The sequence below is a fragment of the Streptococcus canis genome, assembly GCF_900636575.1.
Taxonomy (GTDB): domain Bacteria; phylum Bacillota; class Bacilli; order Lactobacillales; family Streptococcaceae; genus Streptococcus; species Streptococcus canis.
The window spans coordinates 1,549,443-1,568,907 of record NZ_LR134293.1; the positions used below are offsets into that span (position 1 = coordinate 1,549,443).

At 36.7% G+C, this 19,465-nt stretch carries 13 protein-coding genes and 2 pseudogenes; 13 read left to right on the plus strand and 2 right to left on the minus strand.

Features of this window, described 5'->3' with window-relative positions; translation table 11 throughout:
• The first annotated feature begins 59 nt into the window (after window positions 1–59).
• The 9 genes and pseudogenes from gyrA to EL097_RS07925 all read left to right on the plus strand — a co-directional run bounded on the left by gyrA (window position 60) and on the right by EL097_RS07925 (window position 12,202).
• The gene (gene gyrA, locus EL097_RS07885) at window positions 60–2,567 is read left to right on the plus strand and encodes a DNA gyrase subunit A (RefSeq protein WP_003048550.1); all 2,508 of its coding nucleotides are present in this window, start codon (window positions 60–62) and stop codon (window positions 2,565–2,567) included.
• Window positions 2,560–3,309 (plus strand): class A sortase, encoded by a 750-nt coding sequence (locus EL097_RS07890; protein ID WP_003048547.1) that lies wholly within the window; start codon window positions 2,560–2,562, stop codon window positions 3,307–3,309. The genes gyrA and EL097_RS07890 overlap by 8 nt, the downstream gene beginning before the upstream one ends.
• A 75-nt stretch (window positions 3,310–3,384) precedes the next feature.
• Window positions 3,385–3,798 (plus strand): SMU1112c/YaeR family gloxylase I-like metalloprotein, encoded by a 414-nt coding sequence (gene gloA2, locus EL097_RS07895; protein WP_003048545.1) that lies wholly within the window; start codon window positions 3,385–3,387, stop codon window positions 3,796–3,798.
• 144 nt (window positions 3,799–3,942) lie between these two features.
• On the plus strand, window positions 3,943–4,881 hold the full coding sequence (locus EL097_RS07900) for a metal ABC transporter solute-binding protein, Zn/Mn family (RefSeq protein WP_003048543.1): 939 nt from the start codon (window positions 3,943–3,945) through the stop codon (window positions 4,879–4,881).
• Entirely contained in the window at window positions 4,874–5,329 is a 456-nt protein-coding gene (locus EL097_RS07905) for a pneumococcal-type histidine triad protein (protein WP_003048541.1), read from the plus strand. The genes EL097_RS07900 and EL097_RS07905 overlap by 8 nt, the downstream gene beginning before the upstream one ends.
• Window positions 5,330–5,659: 330 nt before the next feature.
• Window positions 5,660–6,620, plus strand: a pseudogene (locus tag EL097_RS07910) (DUF1002 domain-containing protein).
• A 297-nt stretch (window positions 6,621–6,917) separates the two neighbouring features.
• Window positions 6,918–7,844: a metal ABC transporter solute-binding protein, Zn/Mn family gene (locus EL097_RS07915; RefSeq protein ID WP_003048536.1), complete on the plus strand. Its 927-nt coding sequence runs from the start codon at window positions 6,918–6,920 to the stop codon at window positions 7,842–7,844.
• Window positions 7,845–7,855: 11 nt separating this feature from the next.
• Complete coding sequence (locus EL097_RS07920; protein ID WP_003048534.1) at window positions 7,856–10,342, plus strand: pneumococcal-type histidine triad protein; 2,487 nt, start codon at window positions 7,856–7,858, stop codon at window positions 10,340–10,342.
• A gap of 636 nt (window positions 10,343–10,978) precedes the next feature.
• Window positions 10,979–12,202 carry an aminoacyltransferase gene (locus EL097_RS07925; protein ID WP_003048531.1) on the plus strand — a complete coding sequence of 408 codons (1,224 nt, stop codon included), beginning with the start codon at window positions 10,979–10,981 and terminating at the stop codon, window positions 12,200–12,202.
• A 243-nt stretch (window positions 12,203–12,445) separates the two neighbouring features.
• On the opposite strand, the gene EL097_RS07930 is transcribed toward EL097_RS07925, so the two are convergent.
• Window positions 12,446–12,925: a helix-turn-helix domain-containing protein gene (locus EL097_RS07930; protein WP_003048528.1), complete on the minus strand. Its 480-nt coding sequence runs from the start codon at window positions 12,923–12,925 to the stop codon at window positions 12,446–12,448.
• Between the two features lie 118 nt (window positions 12,926–13,043).
• Here EL097_RS07930 and EL097_RS07935 point away from each other — a divergent pair, with 118 nt between their 5' ends.
• The 4 genes and pseudogenes from EL097_RS07935 to EL097_RS07955 all read left to right on the plus strand — a co-directional run bounded on the left by EL097_RS07935 (window position 13,044) and on the right by EL097_RS07955 (window position 17,183).
• Complete coding sequence (locus tag EL097_RS07935; protein WP_232013336.1) at window positions 13,044–13,628, plus strand: hypothetical protein; 585 nt, start codon at window positions 13,044–13,046, stop codon at window positions 13,626–13,628.
• A 179-nt stretch (window positions 13,629–13,807) separates the two neighbouring features.
• Entirely contained in the window at window positions 13,808–14,053 is a 246-nt protein-coding gene (locus EL097_RS10965) for a hypothetical protein (protein ID WP_003048525.1), read from the plus strand.
• Window positions 14,054–14,426: 373 nt separating this feature from the next.
• On the plus strand, window positions 14,427–15,755 hold the full coding sequence (locus EL097_RS07945) for a Rep family protein (RefSeq protein WP_129545012.1): 1,329 nt from the start codon (window positions 14,427–14,429) through the stop codon (window positions 15,753–15,755).
• A 257-nt stretch (window positions 15,756–16,012) separates the two neighbouring features.
• A pseudogene (locus tag EL097_RS07955) lies at window positions 16,013–17,183 on the plus strand (tyrosine-type recombinase/integrase).
• Between the two features lie 476 nt (window positions 17,184–17,659).
• Here EL097_RS07955 and guaA read toward each other — a convergent pair.
• Window positions 17,660–19,222: a glutamine-hydrolyzing GMP synthase gene (guaA, locus tag EL097_RS07960; RefSeq protein WP_129545013.1), complete on the minus strand. Its 1,563-nt coding sequence runs from the start codon at window positions 19,220–19,222 to the stop codon at window positions 17,660–17,662.
• Between the last annotated feature and the right edge of the window lie 243 nt (window positions 19,223–19,465).

Here is a 19,465-nt window from a genome sequence, read left to right on the forward strand (position 1 = left end):
AATAAGGATTTTATGGTATAATTAACTGTAGTATTGACTAGAAAAGGAGCATTCCTTAAATGCAAGATAGAAATTTAATTGACGTCAATCTGACAAGTGAAATGAAGACAAGTTTCATTGACTATGCCATGAGTGTTATCGTGGCAAGGGCATTGCCAGATGTGCGTGACGGCCTAAAACCCGTTCATCGTCGTATTCTTTACGGCATGAATGAACTTGGTGTGATGCCTGATAAACCACATAAAAAATCTGCTCGTATTACTGGTGATGTTATGGGTAAATATCACCCACATGGGGATTCTTCTATTTACGAAGCCATGGTTCGTATGGCGCAATGGTGGAGTTACCGTCACATGCTTGTTGATGGCCATGGGAACTTTGGTTCTATGGATGGCGATGGTGCTGCGGCACAACGTTACACCGAAGCACGCATGAGTAAAATTGCACTTGAATTATTAAGAGATATTAATAAAAACACGGTTGATTTTCAAGACAACTATGATGGCAGCGAGAGGGAACCTTTGGTATTGCCAGCTCGCTTTCCTAATCTATTGGTCAATGGGGCGACCGGTATTGCCGTGGGAATGGCAACTAACATTCCGCCTCACAACTTGGCAGAGTCTATTGATGCTGTCAAGATGGTAATGGAACATCCAGACTGTACAACAAGAGAATTGATGGAAGTGATTCCTGGACCTGACTTTCCAACCGGTGCCCTTGTCATGGGGCGCTCCGGTATTCATAGGGCTTATGATACTGGTAAAGGTTCTATTGTTTTACGCTCACGGACAGAGATTGAGACAACCAAGACAGGTCGTGAACGCATTGTTGTCACAGAATTCCCCTATGGGGTCAATAAAACGAAAGTGCATGAGCACATTGTTCGTCTTGCCCAAGAAAAACGCATCGAAGGGATTACAGCTGTTCGTGACGAATCTAGCCGTGAGGGTGTGCGTTTTGTCATCGAAATTCGTCGTGATGCCTCTGCTAGCGTGATTTTGAATAACCTTTTCAAATTAACTAGCCTTCAGACGAATTTCAGTTTTAATATGTTGGCTATTGAAAATGGTGTGCCTAAAATTTTATCATTAAGACAAATTATTGATAACTACATTAGCCACCAAAAAGAGGTGATTACTCGCCGTACTCAGTTTGATAAGGACAAGGCAGAAGCTAGAGCTCATATCTTAGAAGGCTTACTGATTGCCCTTGATCATTTAGATGAAGTGATTGCTATTATTCGTAATAGTGAGACAGATGTTATTGCTCAGGCAGAATTAATGTCACGTTTCAACTTGTCTGAACGCCAAAGCCAGGCTATTTTAGATATGCGTTTACGTCGTTTGACTGGTTTGGAACGTGATAAGATTCAATCAGAATATGATGATCTGTTGACCTTGATTGCTGACCTAGCTGATATTTTAGCCAAACCAGAACGCATTGTCACCATCATCAAAGAAGAAATGGATGAGATTAAGCGTAAATACGCTAATCCACGCCGTACAGAATTAATGATTGGTGAAGTCCTCTCTCTAGAAGATGAAGACTTAATCGAAGAAGAAGATGTTTTAATTACCTTGTCAAATAAAGGTTACATCAAGCGTCTTGCTCAAGATGAATTTCGTGCCCAGAAACGTGGTGGACGTGGCGTCCAAGGAACTGGGGTCAACGATGACGATTTTGTACGTGAGTTGGTATCAACTAGCACCCATGATACCTTGCTCTTCTTTACGAATTTTGGGCGTGTCTATCGTTTGAAAGCTTATGAGATTCCTGAATACGGTCGTACAGCTAAAGGGCTCCCGATAGTTAATTTACTGAAATTAGAAGATGGTGAGACTATTCAAACCATTATCAATGCTCGCAAAGAAGAGACTGCGGGTAAATCTTTCTTCTTTACAACTAAACAAGGCGTTGTCAAACGTACAGAAGTTTCAGAATTTAATAATATCCGTCAAAACGGACTTCGTGCGCTCAACTTGAAAGAGGGAGACCAACTAATTAATGTGTTGTTGACAGACGGTCAAGACGATATTATTATTGGAACTCAGTCCGGCTATTCTGTTCGCTTTAATGAAGCAAGTATCCGCAACATGGGCCGATCAGCTACAGGTGTTCGCGGAGTCAAACTACGGGAAGAGGATCGCGTTGTCGGTGCGTCACGTATTCAAGATAAGCAAGAAGTTCTAGTAATTACCGAAAATGGCTATGGTAAACGAACCAGTGCCACAGAATACCCAACAAAAGGTAGAGGTGGTAAAGGGATAAAAACAGCTAATATTACCCCTAAAAATGGTCAATTAGCTGGGTTGGTTACCGTAGATGGTACAGAAGATATTATGGTTATCACTAACAAAGGTGTTATTATTCGTACAAGTGTTGCCAATATCTCCCAAACAGGTCGTGCTACTCTGGGTGTCAAGGTCATGAAGTTAGATGCGGACGCTAAAATTGTTACATTTGCTTTAGTAGAAACAGAAGACGAGGAAGTTGTTCTTGCTGACAATCAAGAAGTAGTGTCGGGAGAGGCAACAGTAAGTAATAGTGAGGAAATAGAGAATGGCTAAAAAACAAGGTCGTCAAAAACGAAAATCCATGTCTTGGGGAAGAAAGTTACTGATTGCTGTGCTTCTAATCATCGGTTTAGCTTTACTTTTTAATAAACCTATTCGTAATACGTTAATTGCTTGGAATTCTAACAAATACCAAGTGACTAAAGTCTCGAAAAAAGACATTAAAAAGAATAAAGAGGCTAAATCCACGTTTGATTTTCAAGCTGTAGAGCCAGTTAGTACAGAAGCAGTTTTACAAGCCCAAATGGCTGCTCAACAGCTTCCAGTAATAGGTGGTATTGCAATACCAGATGTTGGTATTAACTTGCCGATTTTTAAAGGACTAGGAAATGTTGAGTTAATTTATGGAGCAGGAACCATGAAAGAAGACCAAGTTATGGGAGGAGAGAATAATTATTCTCTGGCTAGTCACCATATCTTTGGGATTACTGGCTCATCACAAATGCTATTTTCACCACTTGAAAGAGCTAAAAATGGGATGGCAATCTATTTAACCGATAAAGAAAAAATTTACGAATACATTATCAATGACGTTTCGACAGTTGCCCCTGAACGAGTTGATGTGATTTACGATACTCCGGGTGTCAAGGAGGTTACCTTAGTCACCTGTACGGATTTAGAAGCAACAGAGCGTATTATTGTCAAAGGTCAGTTAAAAACAGAATATAACTTTGATCAGGCACCTGCAGAGATATTGAAAGCATTTAGCCATTCGTACAATCAAGTATCAACCTAAAGGAAAGACTGTTTTAAAAGTAGGAGTGTGGTATTGACATCACACTCTGCTTTTTCTTTTGAAAGGAGATTAACCGTGAAATTGGATGCTATCCATCATGTGGCTATTATCGTATCAGATTACGAAGCCTCAAAAGACTTTTATGTGAACAAGCTAGGATTTAGTATCATTCGGGAAAATCATAGGCCAGAGAGGCACGATTACAAGCTGGATTTAGCTTGCGGTCAGATTGAATTGGAAATTTTTGGAAATGTGACTAGCGATTCAGCTTATCAGGCTCCTCCTAAACGGGTTGGCAGGCCAGAATTTGAGAGAGAAGCGTGTGGCTTAAGGCATTTGGCTTTTCGCGTCAAGCATATTGAAGATTATGTGGAAGAGCTAAAGCGTCTGGGTATTTCGGTTGAGCCAATCAGGTATGATGATTATACTGGGGAGAAGATGACCTTCTTTTTTGATCCAGATGGCCTTCCCTTAGAATTACACGAATGAAAACTTCAGCCCCCTTATTAGCCCTAAGAAAATCAAGCAAGGAGTTATAGTATAGTTTTTTTACATCTTATCAAATGATAAGAGATTGACAAAATCATTAAAGGATGATAAACTGAATATGATTAACTAGTTAAGAGAGTGACGATGAGAAAAAACTTTATTGCGACAATAACGTTTCTAGCGACAAGCCTGATTTTATTTGTTTTATCAGGTTGCCAGCCAGATTCTAAAACAAAGACCGAGGGTCTTCACATTAAAACCAGTTTTTATCCCATTTATGCTTTAACCAAAGAAATTTCTGGTGATGTTAATCAGGTTGAGCTGATGGTTAAACAGGTCAGCATTCATTCTTATGAGCCTAGTCCTCATTTGGTTGCAAAACTTTATGATGGGGATATTTTCATCTACCATTCTAAAATTTTAGAAGCTTGGGCAGCCGATTTAGCTCCGCAGTTAAAACAAAAAGGAGTGACTGTATTGGAAGGTGCTGCTCAGTTACCTTTGGATCGGGTCCAAGGTATGGAACGTGTCCCACTAAAAAAAGGCATGTCAGCAGATGCTTTGAATGATCCTCATACGTGGACGGATCCTCTTTTGGCCAGCCAGGAAGCTGACGCCATTGCGACCTTATTAGCTAAAAAAGACCCTGCTCATAAGGCTTATTATTTCAAGAATGCCAAGCGTTTTAAATTAAAGGCCGAAAAATTAGTTGAGCGTTATCAGGCTAAGTTTGCGGGATTATCTCACCATACCTTTGTCACCCAGCATACAGCTTTTTCTTATTTGGCTAAACGCTTTGGGTTGAAACAACTTGGTATTGCAGGTGTGTCACCAGAGCAAGAGCCAAGCCCGCAACAGTTGGCTGATATGAATCGTTTTATTAAAAGGTATGGGGTAAAAACAATTCTCATGGAAGAAAATGTATCAGACAAAGTCGCTAAAACGTTGGCTAAAAGTAGCGGTGTTAGCGTACAGCAATTGAGTCCACTTGAAATAGCACCAAACAATCAAAAGCCTTATCTTGATAATCTTGAAATGAATTTAGCGATACTCTATCGTGTTTTGGAGAAAGAAAATGAGTAAACGTATCTTCCTTCGTATCCTCTTGATTTTTGCCTTATGTAGCTTGACCGCTTGTCATAAGCAAGTCATGGATTCTTCGACTAGTAAAAGTGACAAGACCAGTCAACATAGTTCTTCTAAAGAAAATACTGTAAAAGATGAGAAGGACAAAACGCCTAATCAGATTAATCAAGAAGAAGGCATTGCTGCGGAACAAATTGTTGTTTCTATTTCAGATGATGGTTTCGTGACTTCACACGGGGATCACTACCATTTTTACAATGGGGAAGTACCATTTGATAGCTTATTATCATCAGACTTATTAGCGCCTAAAGACTATCAATTTGATGCCAAACAAGTGGTCAATGAGATTAACAATGGTTATATTGTGAAGGTTGATGGGGCTTATTATGTCTATCTCAATGATTCAAACCATCAAGAAAATATTAGAATGGTGACAGAAAAGTAATCTTATCAGCAAAAACGAAATAAGACTGCAATACTGTGATGATTAAAAATTCCTTTGGTGCTATTTCCAAGGGATTTTTAGTTGTTCTTAACGAGTTGAGATACAGTTTTTAATCGTCTTCCTAGGTTAAAAATACTACAATAGTTCCATTAGATTTTGAAAAAGAAAAGGAACGAGGTGCTGTTTTAATGGCAAAGACAGGATTTTGGTCAAAAAATAAGAAAAGTTAGCAGACTAGTCTGAAAAGCCCGGTAACCTTATGTTGGTCTGATTCTAATTTTTGACCCCATCTCAATCCAATAGGAAATTTCTCTAACCAAGGTAAAGAAAATGACATATCGAAAACAATTATTGGCAGGAGCTCTTATATTAGCTTCGTTTTTTACGATGCAAACAGCTTCTGCAGCAATTAATCATGTTCAAACTGTCATAGATGAACATTATGTGCAGCCAGATTATGTGTTAGGCTACTCTCTGTCTCCTGAACAACAAAACCAAACACTATCTTTGCTAAATTACAATCAAACCAAAGACAAACAGATTAAAACCTTGAATACAACAGCCTATGCTGCTATTATGAATGTGGCTGATGACCCAAGCCTTCAACTTTATTCTTCTGTTAAAATTCAAAAACTAGGGGCAAAAGAAACCTTAACAGTCACCATTGTAACTCCTGAGAATATACAAAAAGTAACGCAAGACATGTATCGTAATGCGGCAGTTACTCTAGGCATTGAACATGCTAGAATTCAAGTAGCTTCACCTATTCCTGTAACGGGAGAGTCAGCTCTAGCTGGTATTTATTATTCTTTGGAAGAAAACGGAGCTAGGGTACCAGAGGAAAACAAACAATTAGCCCAGGAAGAATTATCTACTCTCTCAGGAATTAATGTTGAAAACACAGGGAAAGAGGGATACGATGCGGACAAGCTCAATGTTGCCTTAACAGATATTAAGGCCGCTATTGCCGAAGGCGGGAAGAAGTTAACAGAAGATGATGTTCGTAAGATTGTTGAGGATACTCTTAATCATTATGGGTTAAGTCAGTCTGTAACAGCAGACCAAATCAATCTGATTGTTCATTTTGCTATCCATCTTTCTAATAGTGGGGTTATCACCAATAGCCAATTTATAGAAACTTTAAATGATTTAAACAAAGAGTATCGTAACGAAAGCCAATGGAACATTTGACCATATTAACCTTAACTTTAATCCTACTCAGGCTATTGATACAGGAAAAGGGATTTGGCAACAAATCATTGATTTTTTCAAGCAGCTGGTAGGTGGATAAGGGACACTGTTTTCATAAAGGAGAGAAGAGGGATTTTTCCTTTTATCCATTACGATAATTTCTCTTTAAGAAGCTGAATGTTAATGTTCAGCTTTTTTATTCAGCTAAACACTTTTTTAAATATAGTTAATTAAAAAAGCTTGCTTTGACAACTTGCGATAGACATATTTAAAGGAGATTTTGTCAAAAAGGGATTGACAAAGCTTAAAAAGAGGAATATACTTAACTGGTTAAGAAAAAAACAAACAAACCAAAACTTAACAGACAACTACTTTTTTAATTAGAAAGGAGCCAATCGTGAAAAGAAAGTATATTGCTTTAGGACTTAGTCTTTTATGCTGCTTGTTATTTCCTATATTGACAGCCTGCCAAAAGCAACCTAAGCAAACAAAAGATGGATTACACATTGTGACAAGCTTTTATCCTATCTATGCGATGACCAAATATATTTCTGGTGATCTAAATGATGTCAAAATGATTCAATCCAGAGCGGGTATTCACTCTTTTGAACCTTCTCCTAATGATGTGGCAGCCATATATGACGCAGATTTATTTGTTTACCATTCCCATACACTGGAAGCTTGGGCAGGTAAATTGGATGCGAGCAATCATCATTCAAAAGTGAAGGTTGTTGAAGCCTCAAAAGGCCTGACGTTAAATAAGGTTGAAGGCTTGGAAGATATGCCAGTAACAGATGGTATTGACCCGGCTAGATTGTATGATCCTCATACTTGGTCTGATCCCTTACTAGCAGCAGATGAAGCAGACATTATTGCAAAACAATTGGCAACTATCGATCCAAAACATCAATCGATTTACGAAAAGAATGCTAAGGCTTTTAGAAAAGAGGCTAGTGCTATTAACCATGTGTTTCAAGCTAAATTTAAAACGGTTAAAGCTAGAACTTTTGTGACCCAACATACAGCATTTTCTTACCTAGCCAAACGTTATCACCTGAAACAGTTAGGAATTGCAGGAATCTCACCAGAGCAAGAACCAACGGCAAGACAGTTGACGGAAATTAGGGATTTTATCAAAACCTATCAGGTAAAAACCATTTTTGTGGAGAAAAATGTCTCCCAAAAATTAGCAAAAACAGTTGCTCGCACAACTGGTGTCAAACTTAAACTATTGAGTCCTCTAGAAGCGGACCCAGAAAATAATAAATCCTATTTGGAAAATGTCAAAGAAAATTTGACCATTTTGTATAACGAATTACGTTAAAGGAGGATACAATGAAACAAAAAAAATTAATTGGTACAGCGGCAGCTTTGGTTGTTTTATGTAGCTCTTGCGGTTATGCTCTAGGAAAATATCAAGCTGAGCAGGCACAAAATAATGCCGTTTCTTATGTCAAAGACAGTGGTCGAGACAAATCTGATAGAACTTCATTAGTAGCAGATAAAACCCCTGACCAAATTAGTCAGGAAGAAGGTATTTCGGCAGAGCAAATTGTGGTTAAAATCACTGACCAAGGGTACGTGACGTCACATGGTGATCATTATCATTACTACAATGGCAAAGTTCCTTACAATGCCATTATCAGCGAAGAATTGTTGATGACGGATCCGAATTACCATTTCAAACAATCTGATGTTGTGAATGAGATTTTAGATGGTTATGTGATTAAAGTGGATGGTAAGTATTATATTTACCTCAAACCAGGAAGCAAACGCAAGAATATTCGGACCAAAAAAGAAATAGCAGAACAGGTTGCAAAAGGCACCAAGGAAGCTAAGGAAAAAGGGTTAGCCCAAGTTGCCCACCTCAGCAAGGCAGAAGCTGCAGCAGTAAATGAAGCTAGAAAAGAAGGCCGTTACACTACTGATGATGGTTATATCTTTAGCCCAACAGATGTCATTAATGACTTAGGAGATGCCTTTTTAGTGCCGCACGGAGACCATTTCCACTACATTCCTAAAAAAGATTTGTCTCCAAGTGAATTAGCTGCAGCACAGGCTTATTGGGACAGAAAATCAGGTGCTGGACAAACACGTCCAAATACCTCTAGTCATGTGATAAGACCTGCTTACCGTCCTGGAAATGGCAGAGGTGCTTTACCATCTTATGGTGATGGGACCAAACCATTAGTTCAGCCAGTTCCTCATAAGGAAACGCCGAATAATGCTAGTTATGAGTCACTTTTAGCGCGTTTATATGCCACTCCAAAATCAGAACGTCATGTGGAATCAGACGGACTTGTCTATGATCCAGCTCAAATTCATAGCTTTACGAAAGATGGGGTGTCTGTCCCTCACGGAAACCATTACCACTTCATTTATTACAGCAGCATGTCGCCACTAGAGTTTGAAGTGACTAAGTTAGTCGCTAAAGCTAATGGGATTTCGCTTGATGATAATACATTAGGACCTGTGACCCCTAAACCAGGAAAAGAGTCTTCTTCTGAAAAAGAAAAACCTACTCCTAAAGGGGATCACAGCCTGACAGATGAAGAAGAACACTATCCTGTAACACCATTAAATGAGCGTCAAGGCAAACCAAATGCTAAAATCGTTTATAGCGATAAAGAAATTGAGGCGGCACGCGCAGCAGGTCACTACGCAACTTCTGATGGGTATATATTTGATCCTACTGATATTATTGAAGATACTGGTGAGGGCTATGTGACCCCTCATATGGACCATGAGCACTGGATTCCTAAAAAAGATTTATCAGAAAAAGAATTGGCAGCCGCTAAAGCTTTCTGGGAAAAGAAATCATCTTCTGATAAAAAACCTGTTAGTCCAAAACCTGGTCAACATAAAACAGCACAAGAAATTTATGAAAGCATTGAACCTAAGGCTCTCATTAATCCAGATGACCTGATTTACGGTATCGCTTTAGCAACGGAATACAAAAATGGTACCTTTGTTATTCCACATAAAGATCATTACCATTATGTAGAATTAAAGTGGTTTGATGAAGATCCAGACATCTTTAAGGATTGTGAAAAAACTTATGGCTTAGAAGAATATTTAGCAACAGCTAAATATTATATGGAACACCCAAGTGAACGCCCACAAAAAGATGGCTGGGGAACAGATGCGGATATTCATAAGGAAAAAAATAAGGGAGACCAGACTAAGCCGTCTGATAAGAAAAAGGAAACAAATGATGTTGCTAAACCTATTAAAGCCGAAGGACTATATGAATCTGTTAAAGCAGCCCAAATCGTTCCTTTAGATAAAATGCCTTACAATACTGCCTATACTGTAAGCGTTCAAGGTGACCACTTGGTTATTCCTCATTTGGACCATTACCATAATTTACGTTTTTCTTGGTTTGACGAAGGGTTATACACTGCACCAGAAGGTTATAGCTTGAGTGACCTCTTTGCAACCATTAAATACTATATTGAAAACCCAAGCGAATTGCCTAAAAAAGAAGGTTGGGGAAGTGATAGTGACTATGGTAAACAAGGCAAGGCAGACATGGACAATAATCATTACAAATCAGAGGAAGATGAAGATTTGTTAGAGGAGGACGAAGAAGTATCAGAAGCAGAAGCAGAAGCAGAAGAAGATGATTATGATCGTCAAATGGTAGAACTTGCTAAGAAATATGACCTTGATGTGAAAAATTTACAGTATCGCTTAGCTAAAATTGCCTTGACCTATGGTATTAGTATGGAAGGTTTCAGTTATCAAGACACTATTACCTTCACAGCGAATGGTAAAATCGTTCACTATGATATTCGTAACATGACGGAAGTTAATTCTTAAAATCGATAACATAAAAAACTTCTAGCCACTGAAAGGCTGGAAGTTTTTTTGAAGGGTTAGGGTAATAGGAAATGAATTTGGTGTCCTAAGAAGTGGAAATAAAGACGTATCTGATCATCCGCAAATAAGGTGAGAATCACTGAGCCTTGTTCTTCAACAGAGTAGTTCATTTGAAGCGACTGCTCATGAAAAGCTCTTGCATCATTTTTGTGATATTTGAAACAGTAGCCGAACTATAATCCTGTTCATACTTATGTTCAATAATAGCACTAATTTAGGCTAGGAAGTTAAGTAACTCTGTAGTAAACTAGGACATGGAATAAATCTCTTTCTAGTGACATTTTGCAACTCTACTATACAGAATTTATTCCTTTTTTTGTGCTTACATAAGATATGTTACACTGCCAGTAATAATGATGTTTATAGTAAGATTTTCTGATAACTTTTTTATAAAAAAATAGTTATTTTTATCTATTTTTATCGAATAACTAAATGAAGGGTATTTAACAGGATGTCAAGAAATAAAGTTTACATTTTTAACACATTTTGGTAATATAGTAATATATTTGTAACATAAGTTTTCAAAAGCTTATAGGTGAGAGAATGCTAGTTAGATTTAGGGGATGATAGAAATAAATGACGAACTTAATTTTTTATTCAAAAATTGGTATCTCTGAAGAAGAGCACGATTTATTTGTTAAACAACATGAACAAATTAATGTGCTACAAAGCAGTGCTTGGGCTAAGATTAAGAATCAGTGGCAGAATGAACGCATTGGTATTTTTAAAGGGGAAAAACAGGTCGCCTCTTTATCACTTTTAATTAAGCCCTTGCCTTTTGGAAGAAGCATTATTTATATTCCAAGGGGGCCAGTCATGGATTATCTTGACCGTGATTTAGTGGCATTCACCATGAAAACACTAAAGGATTATGGAAAAACTAAAAAGGCCCTCTTTATCAAATATGATCCAGCTGTCCTTTTAAAACAATACGCACTGGGACAAGAAGGAGAAGAAAATCCTTTAGCTTTAGCAGCTATTAAGAATCTCCAAGAAGTTGGTGCCCATTGGACTGGGCTAACAATGGAGATTGCAGATAGCATCCAACCTCGTTTCCAAGCCAATATTTATACTCAAGAAAAACTTGAGATGCAATTTCCTAAGCATACCAGACGTCTAATGAAAGATGCTAGGCAGCGTGGTGTAGAAACGTATCGTGCCAGTCAATCAGAGCTTCAAAAATTTGCCAAGATTGTCTCCTTAACAGAAAAACGTAAAAATATTTCTTTGCGTAATGAGGCTTACTTTCAAAAGTTGATGACTACTTATGGGGATAAGGCTTACTTACATTTGGCAAAAGTGAATATTCCTCAAAAACTAGATCAATACCGTCAGCAATTAAACCTTATTAATCAAGATATTATTAGCACTCAAGCTCATCAAAAAAAGCGTTTAAAAAAATTAGAAGATCAAAAAACTTCTTTAGAACGTTATATAACTGAATTTGAAGGTTTTACGGCCCAATATCCTGAGGAAGTTGTTGTGGCAGGTATTTTATCTATTTCTTATGGAAATGTCATGGAAATGCTTTATGCTGGGATGAATGATGATTTTAAGAAATTTTATCCTCAGTACCTGTTGTATCCTAAAGTTTTTCAAGATGCCTATCAAGATGGTATTGTTTGGGCTAACATGGGAGGAGTGGAAGGCTCACTTGATGATGGGCTTACTAAATTTAAGGCCAACTTTTCTCCGACAATAGAAGAATTTATAGGAGAATTTAATCTCCCTGTCAGCCCACTTTATCATATTGCTAATGTCATGTATAAAATTCGAAAACAGTTAAGAAATAAACATTAAAAAGCTCGCTAATTTTGGCGAGTCTTTTAACTTTAAAGGCTATAATAATGAGCAATTACAAGGGCTTAGAAATTAGTATTTCAGAGCCCTTGTAATTGTTTTTGTTATTCCCACTCGCTAATTGTCGTATTTTGAATGACTAGAATTATTGGTCTTATAGCGTTTGATAATACAATCAATAAGTGTTATTCATCATTATTTGAATGTGTTGTTGTTGAATTGTTGTTAATCCTTTTGCCATGGCTATTTGAATTTTCTTTTTGATTTTCTGAACTTTTCAAATGCTAGAACCTCATCAGCAAATATTTTTGCTTCAGTTAGTATAGTATCTAAAATGACTTCTTGGTCTTTGTCAAGTTTGTTTTTAGTTGTTAACTTATTTTTGACTGTTTGAGTATCAATGGAATCATCTAATAGTTCGAGTACTATTGTTGATTTCAAATCGTAAAGTTCTTGCTCACTAAAGTTCTTTATATTGCTTAAGTCATAGTTAGTTATATTAAATATGATTTTATCCCCAAAGTTGACTTGTCTTCCCAATAGTTCATCAGTAGTTGTATCTAGGATATTCGCTAACTTTATTATATTATCTAAATTTGGCTGGGTTTTACCTCTTTCCCAATCACTGTAAGTATTTTGTTTTATTCCAAGTTGTTCGGCTAATTCTTTTTGAGTTAGCTTTTTATTTTTTCTATTTTCTTTTAATCTATTAGTGAAACTCAATATATTACCTCTTTTTTATCGAAAAAATCGATATTACACTTTACAAATATCTGAAATTCCGATATAATAATTTTATCGAATATTTCGATATACAAATTATACCAAACAATCCTAACGTTTGGCAAGTAGAGATGAGGTATCTGTCTATGATTGCATGAAAAAAATCTTTGAAGAAATCTACTTCCTCAAAGATTTACCAAAATCAATTATTCTGATTATATCATATTTTAAAGAAAAGAGAATAGAAGAAATGGCTTATAAGGAGTACAAAGATATTATGCAAGCTACTGGAAAATCGATTACTTCGGTTAAAAAGTGGCGATTAAAAATTGAAGAGCTTTCTGGTTATGAATTCAAAAAAACTAGAATGCGTGTTAGTCGCAGAAGAGTACAAGATGTTTATCAATTTACTGAAGATGAGTTTGATAAGTTTATCAGGCTTTCACCAAGAATTGATGAAACAAATAACATGGCTCAGTCTGTAATAGAAATTTGGGGCGATTTAAAGGCTCGTGAGGAGCGACGATTAAAGCAAGATGTTGCTGATATGAAAGTTACTCTAAACAAGCTAGTAAAAGCTCATAACACCAAAAACATAACGATATCTGTGCTTGAAAAAAAGGTACAGAAACTAGAAGAAAGGATAGCAGTCTTAGAAGAAAACCAAAAACAAGGTTTCTTCTCAAAAATTAGAAAGAAATAAAGAGGTAAAGACTAATGGCAACTAACAAAATGAAATTGACAAGTGACTTAAATCTTAAAGAAATGGCTTTAGATAGCTAACAATTCTATATCCCTAAAAAAGTAAAAGTTGACTTTACACAAGCTCGTCCTAAAAACAAGTATAAAGACGGTAAGCCGACTGATATTGTAGAAGGCTATATGTTGAATGGAATTGATGAACGTACAGCTAATGCTGTAGAACAAGGTCTGATTGATTTGGAAGATGTCAAGACAATCACAATTGAAGTTCTAGGTAGCTCTGATGAGATCGAGGGAGCTATGGCAGGTGCTCAACTAGCTTTTGTGGAGTTGCTCGATACTCGGGTTATGGCACAATGGGTTGATGGTCGTAATGCAGGTTATAAGGGGCTGAAATTGGTGGCTAGTGGCTTAAAACTGCTGTAAGGAGCTGAAAATAGGGCTTTTGGGAGCTTAGCCAGCGGGAGTGATAGGCTACCAAGCTACCAAAAATCAGTTCTATTTTTAGCTCAAGAGTTTTTTAGGGCTAGTATAGCAACATAGACACATTTCTATGCGCGGGCGCCATTCTGGACTTGACGATAGAATGGTGCAAAACAAGGAAAAACCTTGATTTGACAGCATTTTGAAGGGTTGGGCAATACCGAAGGTGCCAGCGTACGCGTCCCCTAAAACTGCTAGAAAACATGGCATTTTACTTGGCATTATTCTAACGAAAAACGGAGTATAATGCCAAAACTTTATTGAAAAATGATTGAAAATGATTTGAAAACCCCTATATTAACTAGAAAGGGAAAAGATGACAAAAAGAATTAGAAACAGACGATTTTTATTTGAACAACAACTAAAAACCAGCTTTTGGGATTGGTCTATCCAAGAAAAACAATTATTATATGATTGGGAAAAGAATAAAGATAAAATTTTTAGACTTATCTTTGACCGTGTGAGAACATTAGTTGAAGAAGATGAGTTTGTGGAATTTGCGATAGTGGTACATGATAAAGATGTGTCCTATGGTACAAAATTAGTTGAACCTCACGTACACGGCTATATTGACTTTCCAAAACAAATTGATTTATCAAAAGTAGCCAGTGCCTTAGGTCTAGAACGTGAACGAATTGAAACTCCAAAATCAAAAGGAGGACGAGCTTATACACGTATCAATGCTCTGGCATACCTTATCCATGCCAAAGATAAGGATAAGTACCAGTATCCAGTCAATGACGTAGAAACCTTCGATACGCTTGATTATGAAACATTCATCAATCAAAATATAGAAGATTTTGAAAAATATGCTGCAACTCGTAAACGTGAAAAATCTGATGAAAGTCTTGACTTAGTCTTATCAAAAGTCCAAAAGGGAGAATTAAATTATTTGGAAGTTATGGAAGATGATGAACTAGCTTTCTTATTTGCCAATAACCAACAAAAATTCAGAGAAAGCTTTAATTTCTTTGGAGAACGTGAGACAGTATTACGTCTAAAAGATTTGAAAAAAGGTAACTATCAGCTAACAGTTCTTTATATTCAAGGCGAACCTGGTATTGGAAAAACCCATCTTGCCAATGAGCTTATTTTAGAAGTGTCAAAACGGTTAAGAGAAAATGGTTTAAAAGGTGAGTATTATCCTGCTAGTTCAAAAAATCCATTTGATAATTATTACGGTGAGGAAATTTTATTTTTAGATGACTTGCGAGAAGATAGCTTATCTGCGAGTGATTGGTTAAAACTCTTTGACCCTCTTAACTCTGCAAGAATGTCGGCACGTTATCAAAATAAATTGGTTGTCCCTAGATTGATTGTGATGACTGCTTATATGTCACCCAAACAGTTTTTTGGCAATATCAAAACAGAAGATTTAAACCAGTATTTAAGACGTGTTAATTTTTCAACGGAGATAGCTAAAAAGCACGGTATGGAAGATACCTTTTATAGCGTGTCAGAAGTTAAGAAAAATAAAGCTAATGATCACAACCAACGCTCTGATGGCTCTAGTGTTGTTTTAAATTTCAACTATGAAGATTTGTATTCATCACAAAACAAAGACGAGTTTATCACAAAATTATTAGAGGAATATATTTATCCTAGAATTTTGCCAAAGAATGTGAAGGACGTGACAAATGGCTAGGAAAATAATCATATTTGAAAAAGTTAAAGTGGATAATGTTTATTTAATTGATTTCAGAAATGAAAAGAGTTTATATAAGCATTTTCCAGATATTTATGTGTTTTTTAAAAATAAAGCAAACTATCAAAAAATTAAAAAATGATGCAGTCGGCAAACCGCATCAAATATAAAAATAACCAATTATATTTTAACATGAGAGGAAATTTTGGGTGTAAAAATTGATGAAGCTGATTTGCTAGATAAGGAAGTAGCAGAACATGCCTAAAATTCCTAGTGTCTATCCAATGCCAAATGGTACGTTTAGAGCGTCTGTATCGCTTGGATTTGACCCTATAACAGGTAAAAGGATACATAGCTTTAAAACTCAAAAGGAAGCTTTAGAATGGCGTATGAGAATACTTGCTGATTTTGGGAAAGGTTCATTATCAAGCAATAGCTCAATGACGTTTAAAAAATTCCTAGATGATTATTTTATACCAGATTATCAAAGTCAAGTTAGACAACGTACTTTTGATATGTCATGTTCAAAGTTTAAAAGACTAGCCTATTTTAATAATATGAAATTATCAGACATTCTTCCTCCCCATGTTAAGCAATGGCAGAATGCTATGTTTATTGAAGGACTATCAAATAATTATATTCGTTCTGTACATCAGATACTACAACAAGTTTTTGATTTAGCTGTTCGACTTGGTATGTTACCTAACAACGTCGCTAAACAAGTTGGAAATGTTAAGAAAGATAAACCAAAAGTTGATTTTGGGACGGTTGAAGAGTTTCAGAAGTTCATTAGTACATTTGACAAGTTCTAATATTTATGATTTACTGTATTTTACCACGTTTTGGTTCTTCTTTATGACTGGGGTTCGTACAAGCGAATTACAAGCTATTGAGTGGTCAAAGATTGATTTTGATAGTGGTACTGTCTTGATAGACTGCTCAATGTATTATAAAAATCAAAACGAATGGTATATTACAGATACAAAGTCTATCTCAGGTACTAGGTTATTGTATCTTGATGACGATACTTTAGAACATTTGAAATACTGGAAACAAGCACAGGCTCAAATAGGAGAATGCAGATTTGTCTTTTCTCTAGCAGATAGTCCATTGGTAAAATCTACGCTAAAACGTGTTTTAGAAGTACATGGTGAGTTTGTAGGCATAAAATCTATTCGTATTCACGATTTAAGACACTCTCACGCTAGTTTTATGTTGTCGCTTGGTATGAATGATTTAGAAATGCAAAATCGCTTAGGGCACGCAGATATTAAGACAACGCTTGGAACTTACTCTCATCTACGCCCTAATGCTATGAAAGAAGTTGCTAATAGAATGACAGGACAAGTAGTAGTGACGGAAAATAACGTTAGAAAAAGTAAGTTTAACGGCAACCAACATACTATCAATTTGGATAGTAAAATTTGACAATTATCTCAAATTATGTGATAATAATCATGCAAGAACTGTAACGAAGTCTTGGCAAAAACAAAAATACCAGAGCTCCACCTCTGGTATTTTCTTTTGTCTGATATGCAAGTTATCAAACTCAGGTTATTTGTCTTTGTCGCCTTTTTCTAGCCACTTTCTGACTATCCACTCAGAAATGACATTACCTATAATTGTGATAAGTAAAGGTGCTAGAATAACTGTAACGAAGATTAGCAAAAACTCACCTCCAAACTAAGTTCGTTAGTGGAGTTGCGACAAGCATTATTATACCACAACCTTTAACTATTGACACTCCTTTTTGAAGTTTGACTAGCGTAGTCTGTTGAACGAAAAAAGGAGTTCTCAACGCAGTTGATAAAAAAAATAATCTGTTTTTGTTGCTAAACTGTTGTCAATACAAAATAAAAAGCCTTAGAAATATTGATTTCATAGGCTTTTTATACTTATTAACTCTATTCCCACTCAACTGTTGCAGGTGGTTTACTTGTAATATCGTAAACGATACGGTTAACGTGGTCAACTTCGTTTACAATACGTGTTGAGATTTTTTTCAAGACATCCCAAGGGAGTTGAGCAAAGTCAGCTGTCATGCCATCAATTGAGGTAATGGCACGGATAGCAATAGTATAGTCGTAGGTACGACCATCTCCCATGACACCAACGGAGCGAACACCTGTATTAACAGTAAAGTACTGCCATACATCGCGATCAAGTCCAGCTTTGGCAATTTCTTCGCGTAGAATAGCATCTGATTCGCGAACAGTTTCAAGTTTTTCTTCAGTGATAGCCCCCATGACACGGATAGCAAGTCCAGGTCCAGGGAAAGGTTGGCGCCAAATGATTTCTTCAGGCATTCCAAGAGCAATACCGAGAGCACGCACTTCATCTTTGAAAAGGGTATTTAGAGGTTCAATCAGCTCAAACTGCATGTCTTCGGGAAGACCTCCAACATTGTGGTGAGATTTGATGGTTTGAGCAGTCTCTGTTCCTGATTCAATAATATCAGTATAGAGTGTTCCTTGAGCAAGGAAGTCAACACCTTTTAATTTGCTAGCTTCATCGTCAAAAACATATACAAATTCATTACCGATAATTTTACGTTTTTTCTCAGGATCTTCCACATCTGCAAGGAGATCAAGGAAACGTTTTGAAGCATCTACTCGGATAATATTTAGCCCAAATTTGCCTCCAAGCATTCCCATCACCTGATTTCCTTCATCTTTACGAAGAAGGCCATGGTCTACAAAGATACAGGTTAACTGATCGCCAATAGCTTTTTGAAGAAGGACACCAACAACTGAAGAATCCACTCCACCAGAGAGACCTAGGAGAACTTTACGATCACCTACTGTTTTGCGGATTTTTGCAATTTCCATTTCAATGAAATTATCCATTGACCAGTCACCACGTGCACCACAGATTGCTACTGCAAAGTTTTTGAGGATATCATTGCCATATACAGAGTGTCTAACTTCTGGATGGAATTGGATACCATATAGCTTTTTCTGAGTATTTTCCATAGCAGCATAAGGGCAGTCATTTGAGTCCCCAACAAGATGGAAGCCTTCTGGAATTTCCGTAACAGCATCGCCATGGCTCATCAAAACAAGTTGTTCTTCAGGAGTACCTGTAAATAATTTTGAATTAGCACGAAGATGAAGGGTTGATTGACCGTACTCACGATTTCCAGCTTGTCCTGCAGGAACAACTTTACCACCCAAAATGTGAGTGATTAATTGCATACCATAACAAATGCCAAGAATCGGAATACTTAGTTCAAAGATTTCAGGGTCAATTCCAAAGGCATTATCAGCATAAACAGAGTTTGGACCTCCGGATAAAACGATACCAATTGGATTAATCTCACGAAGTTCTTGAGCAGTGATTTTATGGCTTTTCAGTTCGGAGAAAACACCGAATTCTCGAATACGTCTAGCAATAAGCTGGTTGTACTGGCTACCATAATCAAGAACGATAATTTTTTGAACATCATTCAAAATTGAAATTTCAGTCATTGTAATCCTTTCATTCTATACCAACCATCTGGTTGATAGTTTTCAACTTATTGTAGCATATTTTTACTGAAAAGGCATTAGAATTTCTCTGAGGGATTTTAAAAATGATCGGGAGCTGTGTTACAATAAAAGACTAGGGAAAAATATACACTAAAGAACTTCTAAATCAAAAGCCTCATTATTAGATAAGAAATAAGGTTCAGGTACAACGTTTAGGAAAATATTATGACTGGATTGGAAGGG